This window comes from Xinfangfangia pollutisoli, assembly GCF_020179405.1.
GTDB lineage: Bacteria > Pseudomonadota > Alphaproteobacteria > Rhodobacterales > Rhodobacteraceae > Pseudogemmobacter > Pseudogemmobacter pollutisoli.
Genome location: NZ_JAICBZ010000065.1, coordinates 1 through 22,907, shown reverse-complemented (window position 1 = coordinate 22,907; position 22,907 = coordinate 1). Strand labels below are relative to the sequence as shown.

27 protein-coding genes and 1 pseudogene are annotated in these 22,907 nt (G+C 68.0%); 14 read left to right on the top strand and 14 right to left on the bottom strand.

Annotated features, from left to right (window positions below; all coding sequences use genetic code 11):
- Positions 1–557: pseudogene (locus K1Y73_RS16345) on the bottom strand (chemotaxis protein CheA); the annotation flags it as partial.
- Positions 558–721: 164 nt separating this feature from the next.
- Between K1Y73_RS16345 and K1Y73_RS16340 the strand changes: the two are divergent.
- Positions 722–1,411, top strand: coding sequence for a thiamine diphosphokinase (locus tag K1Y73_RS16340; protein WP_225029377.1), 690 nt, complete (start codon positions 722–724; stop codon positions 1,409–1,411).
- Here the strand turns inward: K1Y73_RS16340 and K1Y73_RS16335 are convergent.
- Both K1Y73_RS16335 and K1Y73_RS16330 read right to left on the bottom strand, forming a co-directional pair.
- Positions 1,332–2,273 carry a DMT family transporter gene (locus K1Y73_RS16335; protein ID WP_225029376.1) on the bottom strand — a complete coding sequence of 314 codons (942 nt, stop codon included), beginning with the start codon at positions 2,271–2,273 and terminating at the stop codon, positions 1,332–1,334. The two genes, K1Y73_RS16340 and K1Y73_RS16335, sit on opposite strands and share 80 nt — an antisense overlap.
- 119 nt (positions 2,274–2,392) lie before the next feature.
- Positions 2,393–2,650 carry a hypothetical protein gene (locus K1Y73_RS16330; RefSeq protein WP_404819099.1) on the bottom strand — a complete coding sequence of 86 codons (258 nt, stop codon included), beginning with the start codon at positions 2,648–2,650 and terminating at the stop codon, positions 2,393–2,395.
- Between the two features lie 262 nt (positions 2,651–2,912).
- Between K1Y73_RS16330 and K1Y73_RS16325 the strand changes: the two genes are divergently transcribed.
- The 4 genes from K1Y73_RS16325 to K1Y73_RS16310 all read left to right on the top strand — a co-directional run bounded on the left by K1Y73_RS16325 (position 2,913) and on the right by K1Y73_RS16310 (position 5,368).
- A complete protein-coding gene (locus tag K1Y73_RS16325) occupies positions 2,913–3,416 on the top strand; it encodes a type III secretion system chaperone family protein (protein WP_225029375.1) in 504 nt (167 codons plus the stop codon).
- A gap of 123 nt (positions 3,417–3,539) precedes the next feature.
- Positions 3,540–4,352, top strand: a complete 813-nt coding sequence (proC, locus tag K1Y73_RS16320) for a pyrroline-5-carboxylate reductase (protein ID WP_225029374.1) — start codon at positions 3,540–3,542, stop codon at positions 4,350–4,352.
- Complete coding sequence (locus K1Y73_RS16315; protein ID WP_225029373.1) at positions 4,349–4,681, top strand: tRNA-binding protein; 333 nt, start codon at positions 4,349–4,351, stop codon at positions 4,679–4,681. Before proC ends, K1Y73_RS16315 begins: the two co-directional genes overlap by 4 nt.
- A 15-nt stretch (positions 4,682–4,696) precedes the next feature.
- Positions 4,697–5,368 carry a sulfotransferase family protein gene (locus tag K1Y73_RS16310; RefSeq protein WP_225029372.1) on the top strand — a complete coding sequence of 224 codons (672 nt, stop codon included), beginning with the start codon at positions 4,697–4,699 and terminating at the stop codon, positions 5,366–5,368.
- Here K1Y73_RS16310 and K1Y73_RS16305 read toward each other — a convergent pair.
- A complete protein-coding gene (locus tag K1Y73_RS16305; RefSeq protein ID WP_225029371.1) occupies positions 5,329–6,066 on the bottom strand; it encodes a phosphotransferase in 738 nt (245 codons plus the stop codon). The genes K1Y73_RS16310 and K1Y73_RS16305 overlap by 40 nt on opposite strands.
- Before the next feature lie 125 nt (positions 6,067–6,191).
- Here K1Y73_RS16305 and K1Y73_RS16300 point away from each other — a divergent pair, with 125 nt between their 5' ends.
- Entirely contained in the window at positions 6,192–7,127 is a 936-nt protein-coding gene (locus tag K1Y73_RS16300; RefSeq protein WP_225029370.1) for a DMT family transporter, read from the top strand.
- A 38-nt stretch (positions 7,128–7,165) separates the two neighbouring features.
- On the opposite strand, the gene K1Y73_RS16295 is transcribed toward K1Y73_RS16300, so the two are convergent.
- The 10 genes from K1Y73_RS16295 to K1Y73_RS16250 all read right to left on the bottom strand — a co-directional run bounded on the left by K1Y73_RS16295 (position 7,166) and on the right by K1Y73_RS16250 (position 16,392).
- The gene (locus K1Y73_RS16295; protein ID WP_225029369.1) at positions 7,166–9,358 is read right to left on the bottom strand and encodes a 3-hydroxyacyl-CoA dehydrogenase NAD-binding domain-containing protein; all 2,193 of its coding nucleotides are present in this window, start codon (positions 9,356–9,358) and stop codon (positions 7,166–7,168) included.
- On the bottom strand, positions 9,355–10,323 hold the full coding sequence (locus K1Y73_RS16290; protein WP_225029368.1) for a cupin domain-containing protein: 969 nt from the start codon (positions 10,321–10,323) through the stop codon (positions 9,355–9,357). Before K1Y73_RS16290 ends, K1Y73_RS16295 begins: the two co-directional genes overlap by 4 nt.
- Positions 10,320–10,790, bottom strand: coding sequence for a cupin domain-containing protein (locus K1Y73_RS16285; RefSeq protein WP_225029367.1), 471 nt, complete (start codon positions 10,788–10,790; stop codon positions 10,320–10,322). Before K1Y73_RS16285 ends, K1Y73_RS16290 begins: the two co-directional genes overlap by 4 nt.
- Before the next feature lie 9 nt (positions 10,791–10,799).
- On the bottom strand, positions 10,800–11,237 hold the full coding sequence (locus tag K1Y73_RS16280; RefSeq protein WP_225029366.1) for a hypothetical protein: 438 nt from the start codon (positions 11,235–11,237) through the stop codon (positions 10,800–10,802).
- 2 nt (positions 11,238–11,239) lie between these two features.
- Positions 11,240–12,451 (bottom strand): acetyl-CoA C-acetyltransferase, encoded by a 1,212-nt coding sequence (locus K1Y73_RS16275; RefSeq protein ID WP_225029365.1) that lies wholly within the window; start codon positions 12,449–12,451, stop codon positions 11,240–11,242.
- A gap of 12 nt (positions 12,452–12,463) precedes the next feature.
- Entirely contained in the window at positions 12,464–13,102 is a 639-nt protein-coding gene (locus K1Y73_RS16270) for a glutathione S-transferase family protein (RefSeq protein ID WP_225029364.1), read from the bottom strand.
- A 158-nt stretch (positions 13,103–13,260) separates the two neighbouring features.
- Positions 13,261–13,473: a hypothetical protein gene (locus K1Y73_RS16265; protein WP_225029363.1), complete on the bottom strand. Its 213-nt coding sequence runs from the start codon at positions 13,471–13,473 to the stop codon at positions 13,261–13,263.
- 85 nt (positions 13,474–13,558) lie between these two features.
- On the bottom strand, positions 13,559–15,334 hold the full coding sequence (locus K1Y73_RS16260) for an acyl-CoA dehydrogenase C-terminal domain-containing protein (RefSeq protein ID WP_225029362.1): 1,776 nt from the start codon (positions 15,332–15,334) through the stop codon (positions 13,559–13,561).
- 39 nt (positions 15,335–15,373) lie between these two features.
- On the bottom strand, positions 15,374–15,790 hold the full coding sequence (locus tag K1Y73_RS16255; protein WP_225029361.1) for a MerR family transcriptional regulator: 417 nt from the start codon (positions 15,788–15,790) through the stop codon (positions 15,374–15,376).
- Positions 15,791–16,005: 215 nt separating this feature from the next.
- On the bottom strand, positions 16,006–16,392 hold the full coding sequence (locus K1Y73_RS16250; RefSeq protein ID WP_225029360.1) for a MerR family transcriptional regulator: 387 nt from the start codon (positions 16,390–16,392) through the stop codon (positions 16,006–16,008).
- Positions 16,393–16,612: 220 nt separating this feature from the next.
- Here K1Y73_RS16250 and K1Y73_RS16245 point away from each other — a divergent pair, with 220 nt between their 5' ends.
- The 8 genes from K1Y73_RS16245 to tsaB form a co-directional block, all read left to right on the top strand.
- Positions 16,613–17,035, top strand: a complete 423-nt coding sequence (locus K1Y73_RS16245; protein WP_225029359.1) for a PaaI family thioesterase — start codon at positions 16,613–16,615, stop codon at positions 17,033–17,035.
- Positions 17,032–17,496, top strand: a complete 465-nt coding sequence (locus K1Y73_RS16240; RefSeq protein WP_225029358.1) for a PaaI family thioesterase — start codon at positions 17,032–17,034, stop codon at positions 17,494–17,496. Before K1Y73_RS16245 ends, K1Y73_RS16240 begins: the two co-directional genes overlap by 4 nt.
- Positions 17,493–18,827, top strand: coding sequence for an MATE family efflux transporter (locus K1Y73_RS16235; protein ID WP_225029357.1), 1,335 nt, complete (start codon positions 17,493–17,495; stop codon positions 18,825–18,827). Before K1Y73_RS16240 ends, K1Y73_RS16235 begins: the two co-directional genes overlap by 4 nt.
- 84 nt (positions 18,828–18,911) lie before the next feature.
- Positions 18,912–19,367 carry a universal stress protein gene (locus K1Y73_RS16230; RefSeq protein WP_225029356.1) on the top strand — a complete coding sequence of 152 codons (456 nt, stop codon included), beginning with the start codon at positions 18,912–18,914 and terminating at the stop codon, positions 19,365–19,367.
- Between the two features lie 227 nt (positions 19,368–19,594).
- The gene (locus tag K1Y73_RS16225) at positions 19,595–21,310 is read left to right on the top strand and encodes a S1C family serine protease (protein ID WP_225029355.1); all 1,716 of its coding nucleotides are present in this window, start codon (positions 19,595–19,597) and stop codon (positions 21,308–21,310) included.
- A 198-nt stretch (positions 21,311–21,508) separates the two neighbouring features.
- Positions 21,509–21,667, top strand: a complete 159-nt coding sequence (locus K1Y73_RS16220; protein WP_225029354.1) for a hypothetical protein — start codon at positions 21,509–21,511, stop codon at positions 21,665–21,667.
- Between the two features lie 142 nt (positions 21,668–21,809).
- Positions 21,810–22,370: a NifU family protein gene (locus tag K1Y73_RS16215; protein WP_225029378.1), complete on the top strand. Its 561-nt coding sequence runs from the start codon at positions 21,810–21,812 to the stop codon at positions 22,368–22,370.
- Between the two features lie 4 nt (positions 22,371–22,374).
- The coding region (tsaB, locus tag K1Y73_RS16210; RefSeq protein ID WP_225029353.1) for a tRNA (adenosine(37)-N6)-threonylcarbamoyltransferase complex dimerization subunit type 1 TsaB at positions 22,375–22,907 on the top strand (533 nt) is incomplete at its 3' end.

Genomic DNA, 22,907 nt, shown 5'->3' with positions numbered 1-22,907 from the left:
GCCACCGCACGGCGCAGCCGCGCCAGCTTGGCCGCCACGCCTTCGGGCCTGCCCGGGGCCACGGCCGGCGCTTCGGGTTCGGGTTCCGGTTCGACCCGCGGGGCGGGCTCGAACGGCTCATCCTCGGGGGCGGCGGAAAGCGCGGGCGCTTCGGGCGCGGCTTCGGCTTCGGCTTCGCGTTCAGTGTCGCGTTCGGGCTGCGCTGCGACCGGCGCCTCGGCCGGCGGCGGCACCGGCGGGGTTTCCGCCGCGGGATTTGTGGCGGGCAGAGCGGCGGCAGGCAAAGCGGGTGCGGGCGATTCGGCGGGGGTCGCGGTCCCCTCGGCCGGATCATTCGCACGCAGGATCACCCCATTGTCCTGCACCCGGGCTTCGACCCGGCGCTGGATCTCGCGCTCGGCGATCCGATGCAGCATCGCCGCATCGGGCTGGGGCGGTTCTGCCCCGAAATACCGGTCTTCCGCGGCAAGATCGCGGAAATACTCGGCAATGGCCTTCATCGTATTGAACGGTTCATCGAAGCCTTCCAGCGTGCAGCTGAAAGTCCCGTAGGACACCGTCAAGATCTTGTTGGCACCGAGCATGGATGCAGCCCTCAGACTTCCGCGATACTGGCAAGATGACCACCCGTCTGTTCAAATCCATGGACAGACAAGGGTAATTTGAAGGATTGATTGTGTTCCCGACCCCGGAATATTGCCTTAATTCGAACAGTATCCGCATGAATCAGCCGATTGTCCAATCCTCTGGCGGGGTCACTCTGGTGGGTGGCGGCCCGGTTTCGGCCCGCGATCTGCGGCTGGCGCTGGCGCGCGCGCCGCTGGCCGTGGCGGCCGACAGCGGCGCCGACCGGCTCTTGGCGGCGGGCCATATGCCCGATGCGGTGATCGGCGATTTCGACAGCCTGTCGCCGGGCGCGCGGGCGGCGATCCCGGCCGAGCGGCTGTTTCCGCAAGCCGAACAGGACACCACCGATTTCGACAAGGCCCTGTCGCGCATCGCCGCGCCTTTCGTGCTGGCCCTGGGCTTTCAGGGCGCGCGGATCGACCACGGGCTGGCGGTGCTGAACGCGCTGGTGCGCCATGCCGACCGGCCCTGCCTGGTGCTGGGGCCCAAGGATTTCGCCTTTGCCTGCCCGCCCGAACTGACGATCGCCACCCGCCCGGGCGAGCCCTTCTCGCTGTTCCCGCTGGCGCGGCTGCGCGCCGAAAGCCAGGGGTTGCACTGGCCGCTTCACGGCTTGCGCTTTGCGCCCGATGGCATGATCGGCACCTCGAACCGGGTCACGGCGCGGCAGGTGACGCTTCGGGTCTCGGGGCCGGGCATGGTGGTCATCCTTCCGCGGCGGCGCCTGGATGCGGCGATTGCGGCGCTTGCCCCTGGCGCGCCGCGATCCGCTCGCGGTGGATGACATACAGGCCCGAGCCGACGATGACGGCGATTCCCGCCCAGGTCTCGCGATTCGGCAGATCGCCGAAGATCGCCCAGCCCAGCGCGACGGCGGTGACGATTTCCAGATAATGCAGCGGCGCCAGCGTGGCCGAAGGCGCCAGGCGCAGCGCATAGGTCATGCACATATGGCTGACCGCCGCCCAGAAGCCGACGCCGAACAGCCACAGCCACATCAGCCCCTGCGGCCAGACCGTATCCAGCTCGGCCACCGGCCCGCCGGCGAAGCCGATCGTCAGGGGCAGGCACAGCGCCAGCCCGGTCCAGCTGGTGTGCAGCTGCATCGGCACCGGATGCATGTAGACCGAGATCGCCCGGGTCACGAGCATGTAGAACGAGAAGAACAGCGCCGTGCAGAGCGGCCACAGCGCCACCAGCCCGAAGGTGTCGAAGGCGGGCTGAATCACCAGCAAGACGCCCAGAAACCCCACCACCGCCGCGGCGATCCGGCGTGGCCCGACCTGATCGCCGAAGATCAGCCGGCCCAGGAACAGCAGGATGAAGGGCTCGACAAAGACGATCGCCAGCGCATCGGCGATCGGCATGACGCGCAGCCCCGACACGAAGGCGAAGGTCGAGATCACCAGGAAGATCGCGCGCAGGGTCACAAAGCCCAGCGCCCGCGGCGTCAGCCGCAGGCTGTGGCCCAGGATCAGCGTGACCGGTAGCATCAGCGCGGCCTGAACGGCAAAGCGCGCCAGGGTGATCTGGCCCACCGGAATGCCGCCTTGGGCCGCCAGCTTTGCCGCCACATCCAGAAGCGGCGCAAGCAGGCAGAACAGCAGCATCAGAAGGATGCCGGGAAGAATGCGGTCCTGTGACATTCGCCGGAACCTAACGGGCCCCGCGCGCCCCGTCATGCCCGAAACCGACCTTTGCGTCCCCGCCGGGGCCGGGCGCGATCTTTCGACGAAAGATCGGCCCCCGCCCTGGGCGAAGCAGATCAGGGCGCCATGGGCACCGGCTTCGGCGTCGTCGCGGTTTCAGCCGGCAGGACCGGCAGGGTGAGCGGCGGCAGCGTGCCGGTCAGCCCGACCGGACAATAGCCATGCCCGCCGACATTCACCCCCGAATTCACCCCCGAATGGCAGGCCGCGCAGCCCTTTTCGAGGAACGGCGCCAGCCCGGCCTTCGCTGCATCGGACAGGGCAGCGTCATCGCCGTTCAGCCGGGCATCAAAGGGCGCGGCCGTCAGACGCATCGCCTCGTCGCCCGGGTCTCGATGTCAACCACCGCAGAATGCGCGCTGCTGCGAACTTCGGTGTCAAACCCTGCAAACTTCCGTGGCAAGCCACACCGCCCCCCCGCCGATCGCGTTTTCCACAGAAGAATTTGCTTTACAGGGTTCCCGGGCCCGCCCACTATATCTAGTAAGGACATCGTTAGGCAAACGCTTGTCCTTGCCAGACACCCAGCTTGTTGTGGGTCTTGGCCCGCGGTAAGCCTAATGATGAGGCCGGGCCATGTCGCTTTCCGAAGACTATCTTCTTGCCGAAGACATCCACCCGATCGACATCGTCGAGACCCTGGCCGAACATCACGACTGGGAATTCGACCGGGTGACCGAAGACCAGATCGCCATGCAGGTCGAAGGCCAGTGGCGCAGCTACTCGCTGACGCTGGCCTGGTCGCCGCAGGACGAAACGCTGCGGCTGATCTGTACCTTCGAGATGGAGCCGCCGGAAGAGCGTCTGCCGCAATTGTACGATCTTCTGAACCGCTGCAATGACATGGTCTGGACCGGGGCCTTCACCTGGTGGGCCGAGCAGAAGCTGATGGTCTGGCGCTATGGCCTGTGCCTGGCGGGCGGCCAGATCGCGGGGCCCGAGCAGATCGACCGGCTGATCGCCAGCGCCGTCATGGCCTCGGAACGGTTCTATCCGGCGTTTCAGCTGTCGCTCTGGGGGTCGAAAACCCCGGCCGAGGCGATGAAAGTCGCGATTGCCGAGGCTTACGGCCGGGCCTGAGCGCCGATGCCTTCAAAGGCTGTGGCCCGGCGTTTTCGGAAACGCCACTGTCCCGATGCCGGCGCGATGCCGCTTTCACCCGGCGGCAAGCCGGTCTAACCTGCCCCGCAAATGGGGGTGTCCATGTCTTTGGAAATCGTGGCCCGCGATGGGCTTGTGCTTTTGGGCTGCGGCAAGATGGGCTCGGCCCTCTTGGCGGGATGGCTGGCGGCGGGGCTGCCCGCGGCGTCGATCTGGGTGATCGAACCCAACCCGACCGACTGGCTGAAAGACAGCGGCGTGCATCTGAACCAGGGCCTGCCCAAGGCGCCGGCCGTGGCGCTGCTGGCGGTGAAGCCGCAGATGATGGGCGCGGCGCTGCCGGCCCTGCAGGCGCTGGGGGGCGGCGGCACGCTGTTCGTCTCGATCGCGGCCGGCACGACGATTGCCACATTCGAGGCGGCCCTGGGCGCCGGCACGCCGATCGTGCGCACCATGCCGAACACCCCCGCGATGGTCGGGCGCGGCATCACCGCGATCTGCGGCAATGCCCATGTCAACGCCGAAGGCCTGGCGCTGGCCGAGGCGCTGATGCAAGCGGTCGGCCAGGTGGTGCGGCTGGAGGGTGAGCATCAGATCGACGCGGTCACCGCCGTCTCCGGCTCGGGCCCGGCCTATGTCTTCCATCTGATCGAGGCGATGGCGGCGGCCGGCGAGGCCGAGGGCCTGCCCGCCGATGTGGCGATGCAACTGGCGCGCGCCACGGTCTGCGGGGCGGGGGAACTGGCGCAGCGTTCGCCCGATTCTGCGGCGCAATTGCGGATCAACGTCACGTCGCCCGGCGGCACCACGGCCGCGGCGCTGGCGGTGCTGATGGACCCGGCAACCGGCTTTCCGCCCCTGCTGAAACGCGCCGTCAAGGCCGCCGCCGACCGCGGGCGGGAGCTGGGCAAGTGATCGGCTATGACGATTTCCAGAAGGTCGACATCCGCGTCGGCCGGATCGTGCAGGCCGAGCCCTTCCCCGAGGCGAAGAAGCCGGCGATCAAGCTGTGGGTCGATTTCGGCGGCGATCTGGGGGTGAAGAAGTCCTCGGCCCAGATCACCGTGCATTACACGCCCGAGGCGCTGATCGGCCGGCAGGTTCTGGCGGTGGTGAATTTCCCGCCCCGCCAGATCGGCCCGGTGAAAAGCGAGGTGCTGGTGCTGGGCGTGCCGGATGCGGCGGGCGAAGTGGTGCTGATCGGCCCAGGGCAGGATGTGCCCCTGGGCGGACGGCTGTTCTGACGGGCGGGCGGGCGCATGATCATTTCGCGCGCACGCCGCTATATCTTCGTCCATATCCCGAAAACCGGCGGCACGGCGCTAAGCCTGGCGCTGGAGGCGCGGGCCGCCAAGGACGATATCCTGATCGGCGACACGCCCAAGGCGCGCAGGCGGGCGGGGCGCTGGAAGGGGGTCAAGGCGGCGGGGCGGCTGTGGAAACACTCGACCCTCGCCGATCTGCCGGGCCTGCTGACCGAGGACGAGATCGCGGCCCTGCAGCCGGTCGCCATGGTGCGCAACCCCTGGGACCGGGCGGTCAGCTATTACCACTGGCTGCGCGAACAAAGCTTTGCCCATCCGGCGGTGGGCCTGGCAAAGACCCATGATTTCAGCACCTTCCTGAACCATGGCCAGACCCGCACCGCGCTGCGGCTTTGGCCCTATGGCGCCTATCTGCGCCGCCGCGACGGGGCCGAACAGCAGGCGATCTTCATCCGGCTGGAGCATTTCGCCGAAGACGCCGCCCCGTTCGAAGCGCATCTGGGCTTTCGCCTGTCGCTGCCCCACGCCAATGCCTCGCCCCGCGCGCGCGACTGGCGGCCGCATTACAGCGATGCCGATGCCGCGCTGATCGCCGATCTCTGCGCCGAGGATATCGCGCGCTTCGGCTATGGGTTCGAAGACGCGGCGGGCCTTGCCCCGTCCTGAAGCTGCAGCGCCAGACGGCGCGCATGGTCGGGCTCGATCTGCCACGAACAGGCGACCTCCCAGGCCAGCTGGGCGCGGCGCTCGGCCGCGCTGGCAGGCCCCAGCAGGCCCAGATCGAACAGCGCCAGATCGCGGCGGCATTCGTCCCAATCCAGCAGCGCCACCGCCCCGTCGGGGCAGCGCAGCAGGTTCGCCGGGGTCAGATCGCCATGCACGATGGTTTCCGCCTGCCCGGCCACCGCCTGCCAGGCGGCCCGGCAGTGCCGGACCAGATCGTCGGGCAGATGCGCCAGATCGACATCGCCGCCCGCCGGGGCCGCCAGCAGATCGCGCGCAGACAGAAAGCCCGGGCGCTGCGGCAGGTCGCGCGCCAAGGCCTGAAAGCGCCGGATCTGCGGCAGAAGTCCGGGAAGCTCGTCCGCGGCAAGGGCGCGCCCCTCGATCAGCGGCTCGCAGGTCCAGCCGTCTTCGACCCGCCGGCCCGCGCGGCTGGGCAGAGGTGTCGGCACGACAAAGCCGCAGGCGCGGGCGATCTGATGGACCGTCCCCAGCCAGTCGATCGCCGCGGGGCTGCGTCGGGTGGTCTTGAACACCAGATCGCGGTCCAGGCCATGGCTGCGGAAGGCCAGGTTGCGATGCCCGCCGGTCAGCGGAGCCAGCTCGGCCGTGACGCCCCATCTGTCCATCGGCGGCTGCATGCCCAGTCTCCTTCGCGCCTGGCCGTCAATCTAGCCGCAGCCCCCGCGCCGGGGCAATGCACGCGGCCCGGCTTGACCCTGCCCCGCCGCCGGGGAAAGGTGCCGGCACAGGAAAGGCGGCGGGGATGGATCAGCGGGGCAAGGGCGATGGCGCAGCGGGGCCTTTGGGGCTGCGGGCGCGGATCTGGAACAATGCCTATCTGCTTCTGGTGCTGGCGCCCCTGTTCTGGGCCGGGAATTTCATCGTCGGCCGCGCCATCCTGACCAGCGCGCCGCCCATTTCGCTGGCCTTCTGGCGCTGGGTTCTGGCGCTGATCCCGATCCTGCTTCTGGCCCGCGGAAGGGTGGATTTCGCCGCCGAGGCGCGGGTCCTGTGCCGCCATCTGCCGATCGTGGCGCTGCTGGCGGTGCTGGGCATCTCCTGTTTCAACACCTTCGTCTATTTCGGCCTGCGCGAGACCACCTCGGTCAATGCGCTGCTGATGCAATCGGCCATGCCGCTGCTGATCCTGATCGTCTGCTTCCTGCTATACGGGGAAAGGCCGGGCCTGCTGCAAAGCGCGGGCGTGGTCCTGTCGCTGACGGGCGTCGTGTTCATCGCCACGCGCGGCCACCCGCAGGCATTGGCGCAGCTGGCGATCAACCGCGGCGATCTGTGGGTTCTGGCGGCGGTGGTGGCCTATGCCTTCTATTCGGCGCTGCTGCGGCGGCGGCCGGCGCTGCATCCGCTCAGCTTTCTGGCCGGGTTGTTCGCCCTGGGCGCGCTGGCGCTGTTGCCCTTCTACATCGCCGAGCATCTGTCGGGCCATGTGCTGGCCCTGACCGCGCCGAACCTGCTGGCGCTGGCCTATCTGGTGATCTTCCCCAGCTTTCTGTCCTACCTGTGCTTCAACCGCGGGGTGGAACTGGTGGGCGCAGGGCGCGCGGGGCTGTTCATCCATCTGCTGCCGGTCTTCGGCAGCGTCCTGGCGGTGGTGTTTCTGGGCGAAAGGATCGAGGGCTTCCACATGATCGGCGCGGCGCTGATCGCGGGCGGGCTGGTCGTGGCCTCGCGCCGGTAAAAGGGGGGCGTCGGCCGCCCCCCCCCTGCCCTGCCCGATCAGGCCGCCTTCGCCGCCCCGCCGCCAAAGCGGCCATAGAAGGTTTCGCCCTTCTCGGCCATCTCGCGCAGCAGCGCCGGCGCTTCGAACCGGTGGCCGAATTGCGCCACCAGCCCGCGGCAGATCTCGACCGCACGCGGCGCGCCGATGATATCCAGCCACGAGAACGGGCCGCCCGACCAGGGCGCGAAGCCCCAGCCCAGGATGGCGCCCACGTCGCCTTCGCGGATATCGGTCAGAACGCCGGCTTCCAGCGCCCGCACCGCTTCCAGCACCTGGGCCATCAGCAGCCGGTGCTGCACATCGCCCAGCGAGGGCTGCATCTTGTCGAGCGGGTATTTCGGCGCCAGACCTTCCCACAGACCCAGCCGCTCGCCCTTTTCCGAATAGGCGTAGAAGCCGGCATTGGCCTTGCGGCCAAGGCGGCCCTGATCGGCCATCCAGAACAGCACGTCATCGACCGCGCCATCGGGATAGTCGGCCCCCATCGCCGCCTTGGTCGCCTTGGCGATCTTCACCCCCAGGTCGATCGAGGTTTCATCGACCAGCTGCAGCGGGCCCAGCGGCATGCCGACCAGCTTTGCGGCGTTTTCCACCAGCGCCGGCTCAACCCCTTCAGCGACCATGCGGATGCCTTCGTTGATATAGGGGATGATGCAGCGATTGGCGTAGAAGAACCGCGCATCGTTCACGACGATCGGGGTCTTGCGGATCTGGCGCACGAAATCCAGCGCCTTGGCGACGGCGACCGTGCCGGTTTCGCGGCCGCGGATGATTTCAACCAGCATCATCTTGTCGACGGGCGAGAAGAAATGAATGCCGATGAACTGCTCGGGCCGCGCGCTGGCGCGGGCGAGTGCCGAGATCGGCAGGGTCGAGGTATTGGTGGCGAAGATCGCGCCCGGGCCGGCCGCGGCCTCGGCCTTGGCGGTGACCTCGGCCTTGACCTTGGGGTCTTCGAACACCGCTTCCACGATCAGGTCCACGCCATCAAGCGCGGCATAATCGGTCGTGGCGGTGATGCGGCCCAGAACCTCGGCCTTCTTCTCGGCCGTGACCTTGCCGCGCTTCATACCCTTGTCGAGAAGCCCCTCGGAATAGGCCTTGCCACGATCCGCCGCCTCTTGCGCCGCGTCGATCAGCACCACCTCGATCCCGGCCTGCGCGCTGACATAGGCGATCCCCGCCCCCATCATGCCGGCGCCCAGCACGCCCAGCTTCTTGACCGTCTGGTCGGGCGCTTCGGGCCGGTTGGCGCCTTTCTCCAGCGCTTCCTTGTTGATGAACAGCGACCGGATCATCGCCGAGGACGAGGGGTTCATCAGAACGGCGGTGAACTGCCGCGCCTCGATCCGCAGGGCCGCGTCAAAGGGCACCAGCGCGCCTTCGTAGACGGCAGCCAGCAGCGCCTTCGCCGCCGGATAGACCCCTTGCGTCTTGCCATGCACCATGGCCGAGGCGCCGACGAAGGTCATGAAGCCGGCCGGATGATAGGGCGCGCCGCCGGGCATCTTGTAGCCCTTCTCGTCCCAGGGTTTCACCAGATCGGCCTCTTTCGCCGCCAGCACCCAGTCCTTGGCGCGGGCCAGCAACTGGTCGGCCGGGACGACCTCGTCGATCAGGCCCGCGGCCTTGGCCCCCTTGGGGTCCGACAGTTTGCCCTCGAGCAGGAAGGGCGCCGCCATCATCGCGCCCAGCTTGCGCGCCAGCCGGGTGGTGCCGCCGCCGCCGGGGAAAATGCCGACCATGATCTCGGGCAGGCCGATCTTGGCCTTGGGATTCTCGGCCGCGATGATGCGGTGGCAGGCCAAGGGCAGTTCCAGCCCGATGCCCAGCGCGGTGCCCGGCAGCGCCGCGACCACGGGTTTCCCGCCCTTCTTGGTCTTGAAGTCCATGCCCGCGAGTTCGATCTTGCGCAGGACCTGATGCATCTGCATCACGCCGTCAAAGATCGCCTGCGCGCCGCCCGCCCGCATCTGGGCGATCACGTTCAGATCCATGCCGCCGGCAAAATCCTTCTTGCCCGAGGTGATGATCACCCCCTTCACGGAAGGATCGGCCAAGGCAGCGTCGATCAGCCCGTTCAGCTCGGCAAAGCCCGCCATGGACATGACGTTCATCGACTTGCCGGGAACGTCCCAGGTGATGGTCGTCACGCCATCGGCATCGGTCTTGGCGGTGAAATCGGTCATGGTTTTCCTCCTTGCGGCCAGGGGCTGCCGTCGCGGCGCAGATAGCGGCGCGCAGCCCCGTCTTTGTGGGTGATCAGGTCGTGATCGGTGTAATGGATGATGTCCTGCGGCAGCCTTGTGCCGAAGGTCAGATAGACGGCCGGCGCGGGGCCGGGGTTGTTCAGGCAATGCCCGACCGGAACGCCCGCCCGCCAGCGGGCCCCCTGGCCCGGGGCCAGCGGCGTTTCCGCATCCTCGACCAGAAGCGGCTGGCCGGACAGGACATAGACCAGCTCATCCTCGGCCTCGTGCCAGTGCCGGAACGAGGACAGGCCGCCCGCGGGCAGCTCTTCCAGATGCACGCCGAATTGCGACAGGCCGCCGGGATCGCCCAGAACGCAATGGCGATAGGGGCCCAGCGGGCCAAGGATCGGGTGGACATAGCCGTCTTCCACCACCCAGTGCCGGGTTGCGGCGCGCTGGATGCGCTGCGGCCGGCCTTCGGCGCGACGCCCCCAGAGCGGCGGCAGGTTCAGCAATTCGGCCGGCAGATCGCCGCCGCGCAGCACGGTGCCGTCCGCGGCCTGCATCTGCCATGTGGTTTCGAAATTCACCTGGCGGCGGCCGTCATCGGGATAGGTGCAGATATCGCCCGCCACCCGGCTGCCCGCGATGATGTAGCGACAGGGCGCCTGGCCCCGATTGGTCAGGTGATGCGCATTCGGATCGCCAAAGGGCCAGCAGACCGCATCGCCTGGGTAAAGCTCGGTCATCCCGGCGTCGTCCTGCAGCGTCACCACGCCCTCAAGCACGAACAGGAATTCGTCTTCCGCCGAATGCCAGTGCCGGGTCGAGGACCAGGCCCCCGGCGCCAGCGTCTCAAGACTGCAGCCGAACTGCGTCAGCCCGCCGGGCCCGCCCGACAGCGACAGCGAGGACCGCCCCGCCCCGTCCGAAGCGGGCGCATCTGCCAGCGCGATCTTCACCGCGGCCCCGCCCAGTCGCTGCCATCCTTGTAGGTGAAGCGCGCCCTTCCCTGGTCCAGTTCAAGGCGCAGATCGACATCCGAATAGGTCGCAACCTCGCGCGGGGCCTTCGCGCCCACGACCAGAAAGGTTGCCAGCTGATCGCTGCGGTTCAGGAAATGGTGGCCATTGGTCGACCCGGCCGGAAAGCCCGCGCAATCGCCGGGGCGCATCAAGGTTTCGCCCTCGTCCTGCACCATCACGCATTCGCCCGACAGGACCATGACGAATTCATCCTCGGCCAGATGCCAATGCCGCAGGCTGGACATCGCCCCCGGTTCCAGCCGCACCAGATTGACGCCGAACTGCGTCAGCCCCGCCGCCTCTCCCAGCCGCAGGCTGGACCGGCCCTGCACCATCGCGGCATAGGGGTCGGGATAGGTCGAGCCGGTCTTCACCGGCACCGTGTCGAGATCAAGCTTCGGCATTTCCTGCCCCTAATGCGTCTGCGGCGCCTGGCCCGAGGCGCCGCGGTGCCGGGTCCAGTCGATCAGCGTCGAGGTCGAGGCCAGTTCGGCGATCTTCAGCCCGGTGGGCGTGGGCACCAGCAGCATCTCGGTTTCATGCGGGGCGCCGCGCGGCGTGTCGCCCACCAGAAGCGTGACGGTGTAGCGCACCCGATGCCCCTCGGGCACTTGGGTGACGCCGATCATCTCGCGGCGGATATCGGTCACCCCGGCCGCCACGATCGCATTGCGATAGGTGGCGAAATCGGCGTCCAGATCCTCGGTGCCATGGATCACGAAGGCCGCCCCGTGCTGCGGCACGATCCGCAAGGGCAGTGTCATGATCGAGCGGTACAGCGCCGCGTTGCCGGTTTGCAGCGCACGGCTGAGCCGGTCTCCCAAAGCCAGGAATGCCTCTTCCGCCTTCATCGCTAGACCCTTTCAATGATCGTGGCCGCCCCCATGCCGGAGGCGATGCAAAGCGTGGCAAGGCCGGTGCCCTTGCCGGTTCGTTCCAGCTCGTCCAGAAGCGTGCCGATGATGATCGCGCCGGTCGCGCCCAAGGGGTGGCCCATGGCGATCGAGCCGCCATTCGGGTTCACCAGCGCCGGGTCGACATCGAAGGCCTGCATGAAGCGCAGGACGACCGAGGCGAAGGCCTCGTTCACCTCGAACAGGTCGATGTCCTTGATCGACATGCCGGAATCGCGCAGGATCTTTTCGGTCACCGGCACGGGGCCGGTCAGCATGATGGTCGGATCGGTGCCGATCTTGGCCGTGGCGCGGATGCGGGCGCGGGGCTTCAGCCCGTTCGCCTCGCCAAAGGCTTTCGAGCCGATCAGAACGGCGGCCGCCCCATCCACGATGCCGCTGGAATTGCCGGCATGGTGGATGTGGTTCACCCGTTCGAGATGCGGGTATTTCATCAGGGCGATCTTGTCGAAGCCCGGCATCGCCTCGCCCATGTCCTTGAAAGACGGTTTCAGCGCGCCCAGCGCCTCGGCCGTGGTGTCGGGGCGCATGTATTCGTCGCGGTCGAGAATGATCAGCCCGTTGCGGTCCCTGACCGGCACGACCGAGCCCTTGAAGCGCTCCGCTTGCCAGGCGGCAGCGGCGCGGCGCTGGGATTCGACGGCCAGCGCATCGGCCTGTTCGCGGGTGAAACCATATTCGGTGGCGATGATGTCGGCGCTGATCCCCTGCGGCACGAAATAGGTTTTCATGGCCAGCGTCGGATCGACGGCAATCGCCGCCCCGTCGCTGCCCATGGCGACGCGCCCCATCATCTCGACCCCGCCGGCGATATAGGCCTCGCCCGCGCCGCCCTTGACCTGGTTCGCGGCCAGGTTCACCGCCTCCATACCGCTCGCGCAGAAGCGGTTGATCGCCAGTCCCGGGATCGATTCATCCAGGTCGGAATACAGAACGGCCGAGCGCGCCAGACAGCCGCCCTGTTCGCCGACCTGGGTGACATTGCCCCAGATCACGTCTTCCACCGCATGGCCGGACAGGCCGTTGCGATCCTTGACCGCGTTCAGGATGCCGGCCGAAAGCGCAACCGAGGTGACCTCGTGCAGGCTGCCATCCGGGCGGCCCTTGCCGCGCGGGGTGCGGATGGCGTCGTAAATATAGGCTTCGGTCATGATCGGCTCTCCTCAGGCGGCGGCAGGCGGGAAGGCCCGCTGCATCAGGTCATAGGGGTGTTTCCAGCCCGGCAGGCCGGCGATGCGGTCAAGCCAGGCGTCGATCCGCGGCCAGTCGGCGCGGGCAAAGCCGAAGGGCTCGGGGTAATACAGATAGGAACAGCAGGACAGATCGGCGATGCTGGGTGCCGTGCCCGCGATCCAGTCGCGCTGGGCCAGATGGTCGTCCAGCACCCGGTAGGCCGCCTTCAGCCGGCCCTGCAGAAAGGGGATCACGCCCGGGGGGCGTTTGGCTTCGGGCAGGAAATTCGACAGGAAGCGGCAGGTGCCGGCCTGGCCCGAGAGTTTGTGATTGTCCCACAGCAGCCAGCGCCAGATCTCGCGCCGGTCTTCGGGCGAGGCGCCGCCCAGCTGGCCGGTTTGATCGGCGATATGGTCCAGGATCAGGCCGGATTGGCTGATGACCAGATCTCCGTCAACGAAAACAGGCACTTCGCCCATCTCGTTCACGGCGCGGAACTCTGGCGTGCGGGCGCCGCCATTGAAGAAATCGACATGGACCGGCGTCCAGGGCGTGCCGGTAAATTCAAGCGCCAGCGCGCATTTATAGGCGTTCCCGCTTTCGCCGAAACAGTAAAGCTGCGCCACCATTGCCGTCCCTCCCATCGTCTTGCACCAGGATGAAGGGGCCAGGCTTAAGCCTTCGTTAACCCCTGCCACCCGTCTTCCTTGCGTCTTCCTTCGGTCTATATCGCGTCTACATCGCGCCCTGGCTTTGGCCCTGCCCGCCCCCAAGGCAAAGCCACGCCCTAGCCCTTGCGCGCCTCCAGTTCCGCGTTGAACAGCCTGAGCCGGTGGGTCAGATTGTCCGTATCCGTCACGCTGTCGAAATGCTCGAACAGGAAGGACAGCGCCTCGCCCTCGTCCAGCCCGGCCTCGCGCGCGAAGCGTTTCAGCCTGCGATAGCCGTCCTCGGTCATCGCGACCGGGAAGCGGCGGGTCAGACGGAAACGCTTGGGCATCGACACCTCCTGCAGGCGGAAACGGCCGGGGGAGGGCGCGATCTTTCGGCGAAAGATCGCCCTGCCCCCAAAGCCTGGTCCAAGCCTAGAACGCTTCCGCCTCCAGCGCCATAACCGGCTCGGCCCCGCTTTCGATCCGCGCCAGATGGGTGGCGCAGGCCGGCAGTTGGCGGGCCATGTAGAAACGCCCGGTCGCAAGCTTGGCCTTCAGGAACACCGCATCGCCCCGGCCCGCATCCAGCGCCGCATGCGCCGCCTTGGCGATTCGCGTCCACATCAGGCCCAGGCAGACATGGCCCATCAGATGCATGAAGTCGTAAGACCCGGCCAGCGCCGCATTGGGGTTCTTCATGCCGTTCTGCATGAAATACATCCCCGCCGCCTGCATCTGCTTCGAGGCCGCCTTCAGCGGCTCGGTGAAGGGCTTCATCCGGTCGTCGCCGTCATGCGCCTTGCATTCGGCCTTCACCATTTCGAAGAAGGCCATCACATGCTTGCCGCCATCCAGCGCCAGCTTGCGCCCGACCAGATCCAGCGCCTGCACCCCGTTCGCGCCTTCGTAGATCATCGCGATGCGCGCATCACGGGCGAACTGGGACATGCCCTGTTCCTCGATATAGCCGTGCCCGCCATAGATCTGCTGGGCCTGCACCGCCATTTCAAAGCCCTTGTCGGTCTGGAAGCCCTTGATCACCGGGGTCAAAAGCCCGACCAGCCCGTCGGCCGCCGCATCGCCCTTTCGGTGCGCGGCGTCGATCAGCGAGGCGCCCCAGAAGGTCAGCGCGCGGGCGCCTTCGACAAAGCTTTTCTGCTCCATCAGGTTGCGGCGGATGTCGGGATGCACGATCAGCGGATCGGCCGGCCCGTTCGGGTTTTCCGCCCCCGTCACCGCGCGGCCCTGCAGCCGGTCCTTCGCATAGGCCAGCGCATTCTGATAGGCCGCCTCGGCCACGGCATAGCCCTGCAGGCCCACGCCAAGCCGGGCCTCGTTCATCATGGTGAACATGGCCTTCATGCCCTTGTGCAGCTCGCCCAGAAGCCAGCCGCGGGCGCCGTCATAGTTCATCACGCAAGTGGCATTGCCGTGGATCCCCATCTTCTCTTCCAGCTTGCCGCAGCTGACCGCATTGCGCGCGCCAAGCGAGCCATCTTCGTTCACAAGAACTTTCGGAACGATGAACAGCGACACGCCCCGCGTGCCTTCGCCGCCGCCCGGCGCCTTGGCCAGAACCAGATGGATGATGTTCTCGGCCAGATCATGCTCGCCCGCCGAGATGAAGATCTTCTGCCCGGTGACCAGATAGCTGCCATCCGCCTGCGGCTCGGCCTTGGTGCGCATCAGGCCCAGATCGGTGCCGCAATGCGGCTCGGTCAGGTTCATCGTGCCGGTCCAGTCGCAGCTGACCATCTTCGGCAGGTATCTGGCCTTCTGTTCGGCCGTGCCATGGGTGTGGATCGCCGAATAGGCGCCATGGGTCAGGCCCTGATACATGTTGAAGGCCATGTTGGCCGACACGAAGATCTCGCCCACCGCGGTATTGACGATATAGGGCAGGCCCTGACCGCCATAGTCCGGGTCGCAATCCAGCGCGGTCCAGCCGCCGTCCTTCATCGCCTTGAAGGCCGCGTCAAAGCCCTTGGGCGTGCGCACCACGCCGTTTTCCAGCACGCAGCCCTCGCGGTCGCCCACCGCGTTCAGCGGCGCCAGCACGTCGGACGCGACCTTGCCGGCCTCGTCCAGCACCGCGGCGGTGAAGCTTTCGTCCAGATCGCCATAGCCGGGAATGTCGGCGGCAGAGACATTCATCACCTCATGCAGAAGGAATTGCATATCCTTCACGGGGGCGGTGTAGCTGGTCATTCGGTCCTCCCTTCAGTTTCGTTTGCCCGATGGCGCGGCCTATTCGGCCGCCTTGCGGATGCTGGCGATCCGCGCCGCCATCTGGTCGAGTTCGTGTTTCAGATCGCCGATCGCCTCGGTCAGCTCGTCGCGCTGCGCCTCCATCGTGCCCAGACGGGCGCAGGCGATGTCATAGGTGCGCAGCAATTGCTGCAGGTTCGAGCCTTCGCGGTCGTACAGGTCCAGCGTCTGCCGGATGTCTTCCAGCGAGAAGCCGAAGCGCTTGCCGCGCAGGATCAGCTTCAGCCGCGCCCGGTCGCGCCGGGTGAACAGCCGGCGGCTGCCCTGACGGATCGGATGCAGCAGTTCCTTCGCCTCGTAGAAGCGCAGGGTGCGCGGCGTGACCTGGAAGGCATCGCACATTTCGCGGATGGTCATCAGCTCTTCGCCCTGAAGCGGGATCTCGGTCGGGGTCATGGCAGGCTCACAGGTACTGGGGACTGACGTTGAACTTTGGCGGCAGGGTTGCGGAACTTGAACATCGGTACCCCCAAGTCATAACAGATCAATTGACGTGCACGTCACTGTAACGTCACGTCAGAGCAGGATCCCGCCGCTCACAGTCTGGCGAGCGGGGTCGGGGTCGCGGGCTGGCGGGGGGATGGGGCAGGCGCGCGGCCGGACCGGGCGGGTCAGTCGTCGGACAGGCGGGCCAGTTCCTCGGCCGCGGTTTCGCGCAGCGCGCGCAGATCGGCGATGGCATTGTCCAGATCCTCGCGCTGGCGCCCCAGCGCGTCAATTTGGCGCGAGGCCATGTCAAGCCATTGCTGCAACTGCTGCTTTTCGCCCTTTCGGCCATAGATCAGCAGCCATTGCCGGATCTCTTCCAGCGAAAAGCCGAAGCGGCGGCCGCGCAGGATCAGCTTCATCCGCGCCACTTCGCGGGGCCCGTAGAACCGGGCGCGGCCTTCCTTCTCGGGGGCCAGCAGCTCGATATATTCGTAATAGCGCAGGGTGCGCGGCGTCACGTCGAACCGGGCGCACATTTCCTTGAAGCTGAGACGAAGCTCCTCGGCCATCCTTCCCCCCGGTCCTGCATCCTGCGCCCGCGGCCCTTGTGGCAGGGGCGGCCTGCGTCGATCCTAGGCGCGGCTCCGGCCGCATGCAACAGCGCGGCCCGCGGCGGCGATGCCGCAGGCCGGCGCGGCCCGTGCTGCCCCCGGGCCCGCCCCTGGGTCGCGCCGCGTCAGGGCCCCTGCCCTCTTGCGTCCGGGCGGGTGTCATGGCTTTCATGGCCGCATGACCGACCGCCGCGCCACTGCCCAACGTTTCATCCAGGCTCTGCCCCATGCGGCGGCGTTGGGGCTGGAGATGGAAGAGATCGGCGAGGGCCGGGCGGTTCTGGCCATGCCCTACGATCCGCGGCTGATCGGCGATCCGGCGACCGGCGTGATCGCGGGCGGCGCGGTGTCGACGCTGATGGACACGGCCTCGGGCGCGGCGGTGATGTCGCATCCGACCGGCCCGCGCAGCACCGCGACGCTGGATCTGCGCATCGACTACATGCGCCCCGCCACCCCCGGCCAGGTGATCCGCGCCGTGGCGGAATGCCACCATGTCACCCGCTCGGTCGCCTTCGTGCGCGTCATCGCCTGCGATGCCGATGAAAGCCGGCCCGTCGCGATGGGCACCGGCGCCTTCACGCTGGATCTCGGCCGATGACCGATCCGCGCGACCTGCATCTGGCCGAACTGGCCGCGAGCATCCCCTATCTGCGCTTCCTGGGGCTGGAACTGCGCCGCGCCGATGAGAGGCTGATCTCGGTCCTGCCGTTCCAGCCGATGCTGATCGGCAATCCGATGCTGCCGGCGCTGCATGGCGGGGTGACGGCGGCGCTGCTGGAGGTGACGGCGATCGTCGGGCTGTTGTGGCAGGATCTGGCCAGCGACGAAGGCCCCTGGAACAAGGCCGCCGCCGCGGCCCGGCCGATGCCCAAGACCATTGACCTGACGGTCGATTATCTGCGCCCCGGCCTGGCGCGCGATGCCTTTGCCGCAGCGCGGATCGTGCGCTCGGGCCGGCGCTATGCCAGCGTGCATGTCGAGGCCTGGCAGGACGACCGCAGCCGGCTGTTCGCCCAGGGCACCGGGCATTTCCTGCTGCGCGAGGCAGACGCGGCATGAGCGGCGTCGCGTCCGCCGCGCCGACGGCGCCCCTGACCCATCGCCGGATCTGGAAGATCGCCGGGCCGATCATCCTGTCGAATGCCACCGTGCCCCTGCTGGGCGCCGTCGATACCGGCGTCGTGGGCCAGATGGGCGCGGCCGCGCCGATTGGCGCGGTGGGCCTGGGGGCGGTGGTGCTGGCGATGGTCTACTGGGCCTTCGGCTTCCTGCGCATGGGCACATCGGGCCTGGCCGCGCAGGCGCATGGCGCGGGCGACGAGGCCGAACGCGCGGCCATCCTGTTGCGCGCGCTGATCGTGGCGGGCGTTTTGGGCCTGGTGCTGATCCTGGGCCAGGCGCTGCTGATCCAGGGCGCGCTGGCGCTGGCACCGGCCAGTGCCGAGGTGGAATCGCTGGCGCAGACCTATCTGTCGATCCGGCTTTGGGGCGCGCCCGCGACGATCGGCGCCTATGCGATCACCGGCTGGCTGCTGGCGCTGGAACGGCCGCGCGCGATGATCGCGATCCAGCTTCTGGTCAATGGCATCAATGTGGTGCTGGACCTGTGGTTCGTCCTGGGCCTGGGCTGGGGCGTGGCCGGCGTGGCCTCGGCCTCGGTCATCGCCGAATGGTCGGGGATCGTGCTGGGCCTGTGGCTGTGCCGTCAGGCCTTCGGGCCCGGCCTTGTCCAGGCGCGGGCGCGGCTGGCCGACAGAAGCGCGCTGGGCCGGATGTTCGCGGTCAATCGCGACATCATGCTGCGCTCGGTCGCGCTGCATCTGTGCTTCGTGGCCTTCGTCTTCTTCGGCGCGGGCTTCGGCGATGTGACGCTGGCCGCCAATCAGGTGAACCTGCAATTCCTGGAAATCACCGCCTATGCGCTGGACGGCTTTGCCTTCGCGGCCGAGACGCTGGTGGGCCAGGCGGTGGGCGCCCGCGCGCCGGGGCAGGTGAAGCGGGCGGTGAAGATGACGCTGGCCTGGGGGCTGATCGGGTCGCTGCTGCTGGGGCTGGTCTTCGCGCTGGCGGGCGGGGCGCTGATCGACGTGATGACCACCGCCCCCGATGTGCGGGCCGAGGCGCGGCACTACCTGCCCTGGATGGTGATGGCGCCGATTCTGGGCACCGTGGCCTGGACCTGGGACGGCGTCTTCATCGGCGCCACGCTGACGCGCGAGATGCGCCAGCTGATGCTGGCCAGCGCCGCGATCTACGCTTTGGCGCTGGCGGTGCTGGCGCCGGCCTTCGGCAATCACGGGCTTTGGGCCGCGCTGATGGTGCTGAGCGTGGCGCGCTCGGCCCTGATGACCCGCGCGGGGATCGCCGCCCTGGCGCGGTTCGGCGCATGACCGCCCGGCCAGACGCGCGCCGCCCGAGGCTTGCCATCGGCCCCCGCGCCGGTTCATGATCCGCCGCGATATCGGAGGCCCCCCATGCGCAAGTTCCTTGTTGTCCTGGATGACAGCCGCGAATGCCTGAATGCGATGCGCTTTGCCGCGCTGCGCGCCGCCCATACCGGCGGCGGGGTCACCATCCTGTCGATCGTCCCGCCCGAGGAATACCAGCACTGGATGGGCGTCGCCGATCTGATGCGGGCCGAGGCGCGCGAACGGATCGAGGCGCATTTCGAGGTTTTCGCCAAATGGATGCGCGACAAGCAGGGGGTGAACCCGGAACTGGTGATCCGCGAGGGCGATCCGGTGAACGAGATCCTGGCCCAGGTCAGCGAAGACCCGCAGATCTCGGTTCTGGTGCTGGGCGCGGGCACCGACAAGAACGGGCCGGGCCCGCTGGTCACCGCGATGAGCCGCAATTCCGGCAACCTGCCGATCCCGATCACCATCGTGCCGGGCGACATGTCGAAGGAACGGCTGGAGGCGATCACCTGACCGCAGGGCCCGCCCGCCGCGCTGGGCCCCGGGCGCGCCGGCGGCGATGCGGGCCTGCAACCTCGGGTATCCCGCACCCCGGCTCACGCAAGATTTCCTTGAAATCCGCCCCCCGACCGGGTCACCATGCCGTGACCCGATCCTGTCTGTCGCCGATCTTGACCGACCCGACCTTCACCGACCCGATCTTCAACGTCCCCCGTTCTTCAACGCCTGGAATTTTCCCCATGCGCGCCATTGCCTCGGCTTTCCTGCTGTTCGTGACCCTGCTTTTCGCGCCCCTGCGCGCCGAGGCGCAAAGCTGGCTGGATCAGCCCTTCGACGCCGCGGTCATGAGCCGCGAAGACATTGCGACCCTGCAGGCCGCGCTGTCGTTTTCCGGCGATTATTACGGGTTCCTGGACGGGGTCTGGAACAAGGACGCCCAAAGCGCGCTGGTGGCCTATACGCAGCGCGAAGAGGCCACCGCGACGCCGCGCTTCCGCGACCTGAAGGATCTGATCCTGGATTTCGAGGATGAGCGGGTGAAGAACGGCTGGCAGCTGTTCTATTCGGAATCGAACAATATCTCGTATCTGCACCCGTTCGAACTGCTGAAACAGGTCGATAATGAGACGGCCATCGAATTCCTGTCCGAGGACAAGGGCTTTTCGATGATCGTCCGCTTCGACGATTTCGGCGGGATGAAAAGCGTGCATGACTGGTTCATGGGCAAGCAGGCGGCCGGGGCGGATCCGTTCCAGTATTCCGATGACACGCTGTGGATCACCTCGACCGAGATCAATGACGGCTTCATCGCCTATGCGCGGTCCGACAAGGTGGGCAGCCAGTGGTCGACGATTTCCATCGTGATCCGGGCCGACTATTTCCCGCAGCTGAACCTGCTGGCCAGTTCGGTGGTGATCGGCGGCAGTCCGGCGACGCTGCTCTGGACCGATGGCGGGGTGATCGACCAGATCGTGAACGGCCAAAGCACCGCCTCGGTCGCGCCGGTCTCGCCCTCGGCGCCCAGCGATCCGAAGGATCAGGTGCGCCGGCCGATGCCGCCCGGCATGGCCGAGGCCCCGGCCCCGACCCCCAGCGCGCCGCCCGTGGCGACCGAGCCGCCGCCGAAGACGGTGGATGTCGGCGCAACGCCCACGCCCAATCCGCCGGTTCTGGGCACGCCCGCGCCCGGCGCGCCGGCCCCGGTGCCCGCGGCCCCCGGCGGGATCGGCGTGGCCCCCGGCCCCGCCCCGATCCCCGGCGCGGGCGCCCCGCCTGTCGCCCCGGGCGGAACCGAGGTGGCGGCCCCCGCAGCCCCGCCGAAAGACAAGGTCACCGGCACGCTGATCGGCTCGGGCTCGGGCTTCTACATCGCCCCGACGATCCTGGTCACCGCCGCGCATGTGATCGACGAATGCGGCGCGGTCGCGATGATCGACGGCACGCCGCTGGAGATCATCGCCCAGGATTCCAGCCTGGACCTGGCCGTCCTGTCGGGTGCGGCGGATTCGGCCGCCTGGCTGAAACTGTCGGCGCTGGAAGTGCCGAAACTGGGCGAAACCGTCACCGCGCTGGGCTATCCCTATTACACCTCGCTGGATCAGGGCCTGACGGTCACCAGCGGCAATGTCAGCGCGCTGCGCGGCATTGACGGGTCGTCCAACCGGGTGATGATCACCGCCCCGGTGCAGCCCGGCAATTCCGGCGGGCCGCTTCTGAACAAGAAGGGCGCGGTGATCGGCGTCGTGGTGGCGCGGGTCGACGACATGGCGATCCTGGAAGAAACCGGCTCGCTGCCGCAGAACATGAACTTCGCCGTGCCCTCGGGGCCCTTGCTGACCTTCCTGGCGCAGAACCGCATCACCCGGCCGCAGGGCGCGGGCACCAGTGGCGAGATGTCGGGCGAAGTGCCGCAGGGCGTGGCCGATGCGGTGGTGCCGCTGCACTGCTACAAGTGACGTAACGGCAGCCCCGCCCGCCGGGGCCGCCGGCCGATTTCCCAATCATTTCCGGGCCTCAGGCCCCAGCGGCCCCACCGGCCCAGCCATGCCGCCAGCGCAGCCCGGCCTTGCGCCCTTCCCTGTTTTCTGCGCTGCGGCACAGGCCTATATGGCCCCCGAGGGAGAGATCACCTCCAGTCAAGGAGCACGGAAATAATGTCCGTCAAACCCGCGAAACGTCCGCAACAAGCCGCCCCCGCCGCCGCCGCGGTGACCTTCCATGCCGAAGAACGTGCGGTCCTGCGCAACGTGAACCTGCGCGCCCTGTCGGCGATCGAGCAGATGTATGCCTATTGGGGCAGCGACCGGGCCTGACCCGGCACCGCCCGCAGCCGGGGTCGGGCCTGGGCCGCAACCGGCCGCCTGACCCGCCCGGGCGACAATTTGGAATCGTTCCAAACCTTGACTTGCGCCCCCCGCGGGCGCATATCCGACTGCAAAGGTCGGAGATTGAATGATGTTCATCCAGACGGAATCCACGCCCAACCCGGCGACGCTGAAATTCCTGCCGGGTCAGACCGTGCTGGAGATCGGCACCGCCGATTTTCCCACAGCCGAGGCTGGCGCGGCCTCGCCCCTGGCACGGCGCATCTTTGCGGCGGGCGGGGTGACCGGGGTCTTCCTCGGCCATGACTTCATCACCGTGACCAAGGCCGACGAGATCGACTGGCAGCATATCAAGCCGGCGATCCTGGGCGCGATCATGGAGCATTTCCAGTCGGGCGCCGCGGCGGTCGAAGGCGAAGGCGCTGCGGGCGGCCATGCCGCGCATAGCGGCGAGGATGGCGATATCGTGCGCCAGATCAAGGAATTGCTGGACACGCGGGTGCGCCCGGCCGTGGCGCAGGATGGTGGCGACATCACCTTCCACGGCTTCGACCGGGGCGTCGTCTATCTGCATATGCAGGGCGCCTGCGCGGGCTGCCCCTCGTCGACGCTGACGCTGAAGATGGGGATCGAGAACCTGTTGCGCCATTACATCCCGGAAGTGACCGAGGTCCGCCCCGTCGCGGCCTGAGCCGATGACGACCAAGCCTTTCCTTCTGGCGCTGGACACGTCCGGCCCGCATTGCGCCGTGGCGCTGCTGGGGCCGGGCGGCCGCGTGTTCTCCCGTGACGAGCCGATGGAAAAGGGCCAGGCCGAACGCCTGCTGCCCTTGGCCGAGGCGGTGCTGGCCGAGGCGGGCCTGGGCTGGCGCGACCTTGCCGCGCTGGCCGTCTGCACCGGCCCGGGCAATTTCACCGGCATTCGCATCGCGGTCGCCGCGACCCGGGGCCTGGCGCTGGGCCTGGGCCTGCCGGCGATCGGCGTCACCCGGCTGGAGGCGCTGGCCCAGGGCCTGCCCCGGCCCTTGACCGTGCTGGAAGATGCCCGGCGGGGCGAGGTTTACCGGCAGGTCTTCACCGATCAGGGCGCGGGGCCGGCCGAACTTGTGGCCGATCCTGGCGCGCCTGCGGGCGCCGTCACCGGCTCGGCCGCCGGGCCCGACGCCCTGCCCCCGGCTTTGCCGCTGGTCGAGGCGGTGTTGCAGATCGCCGCCGCGCGGCTGAAGGC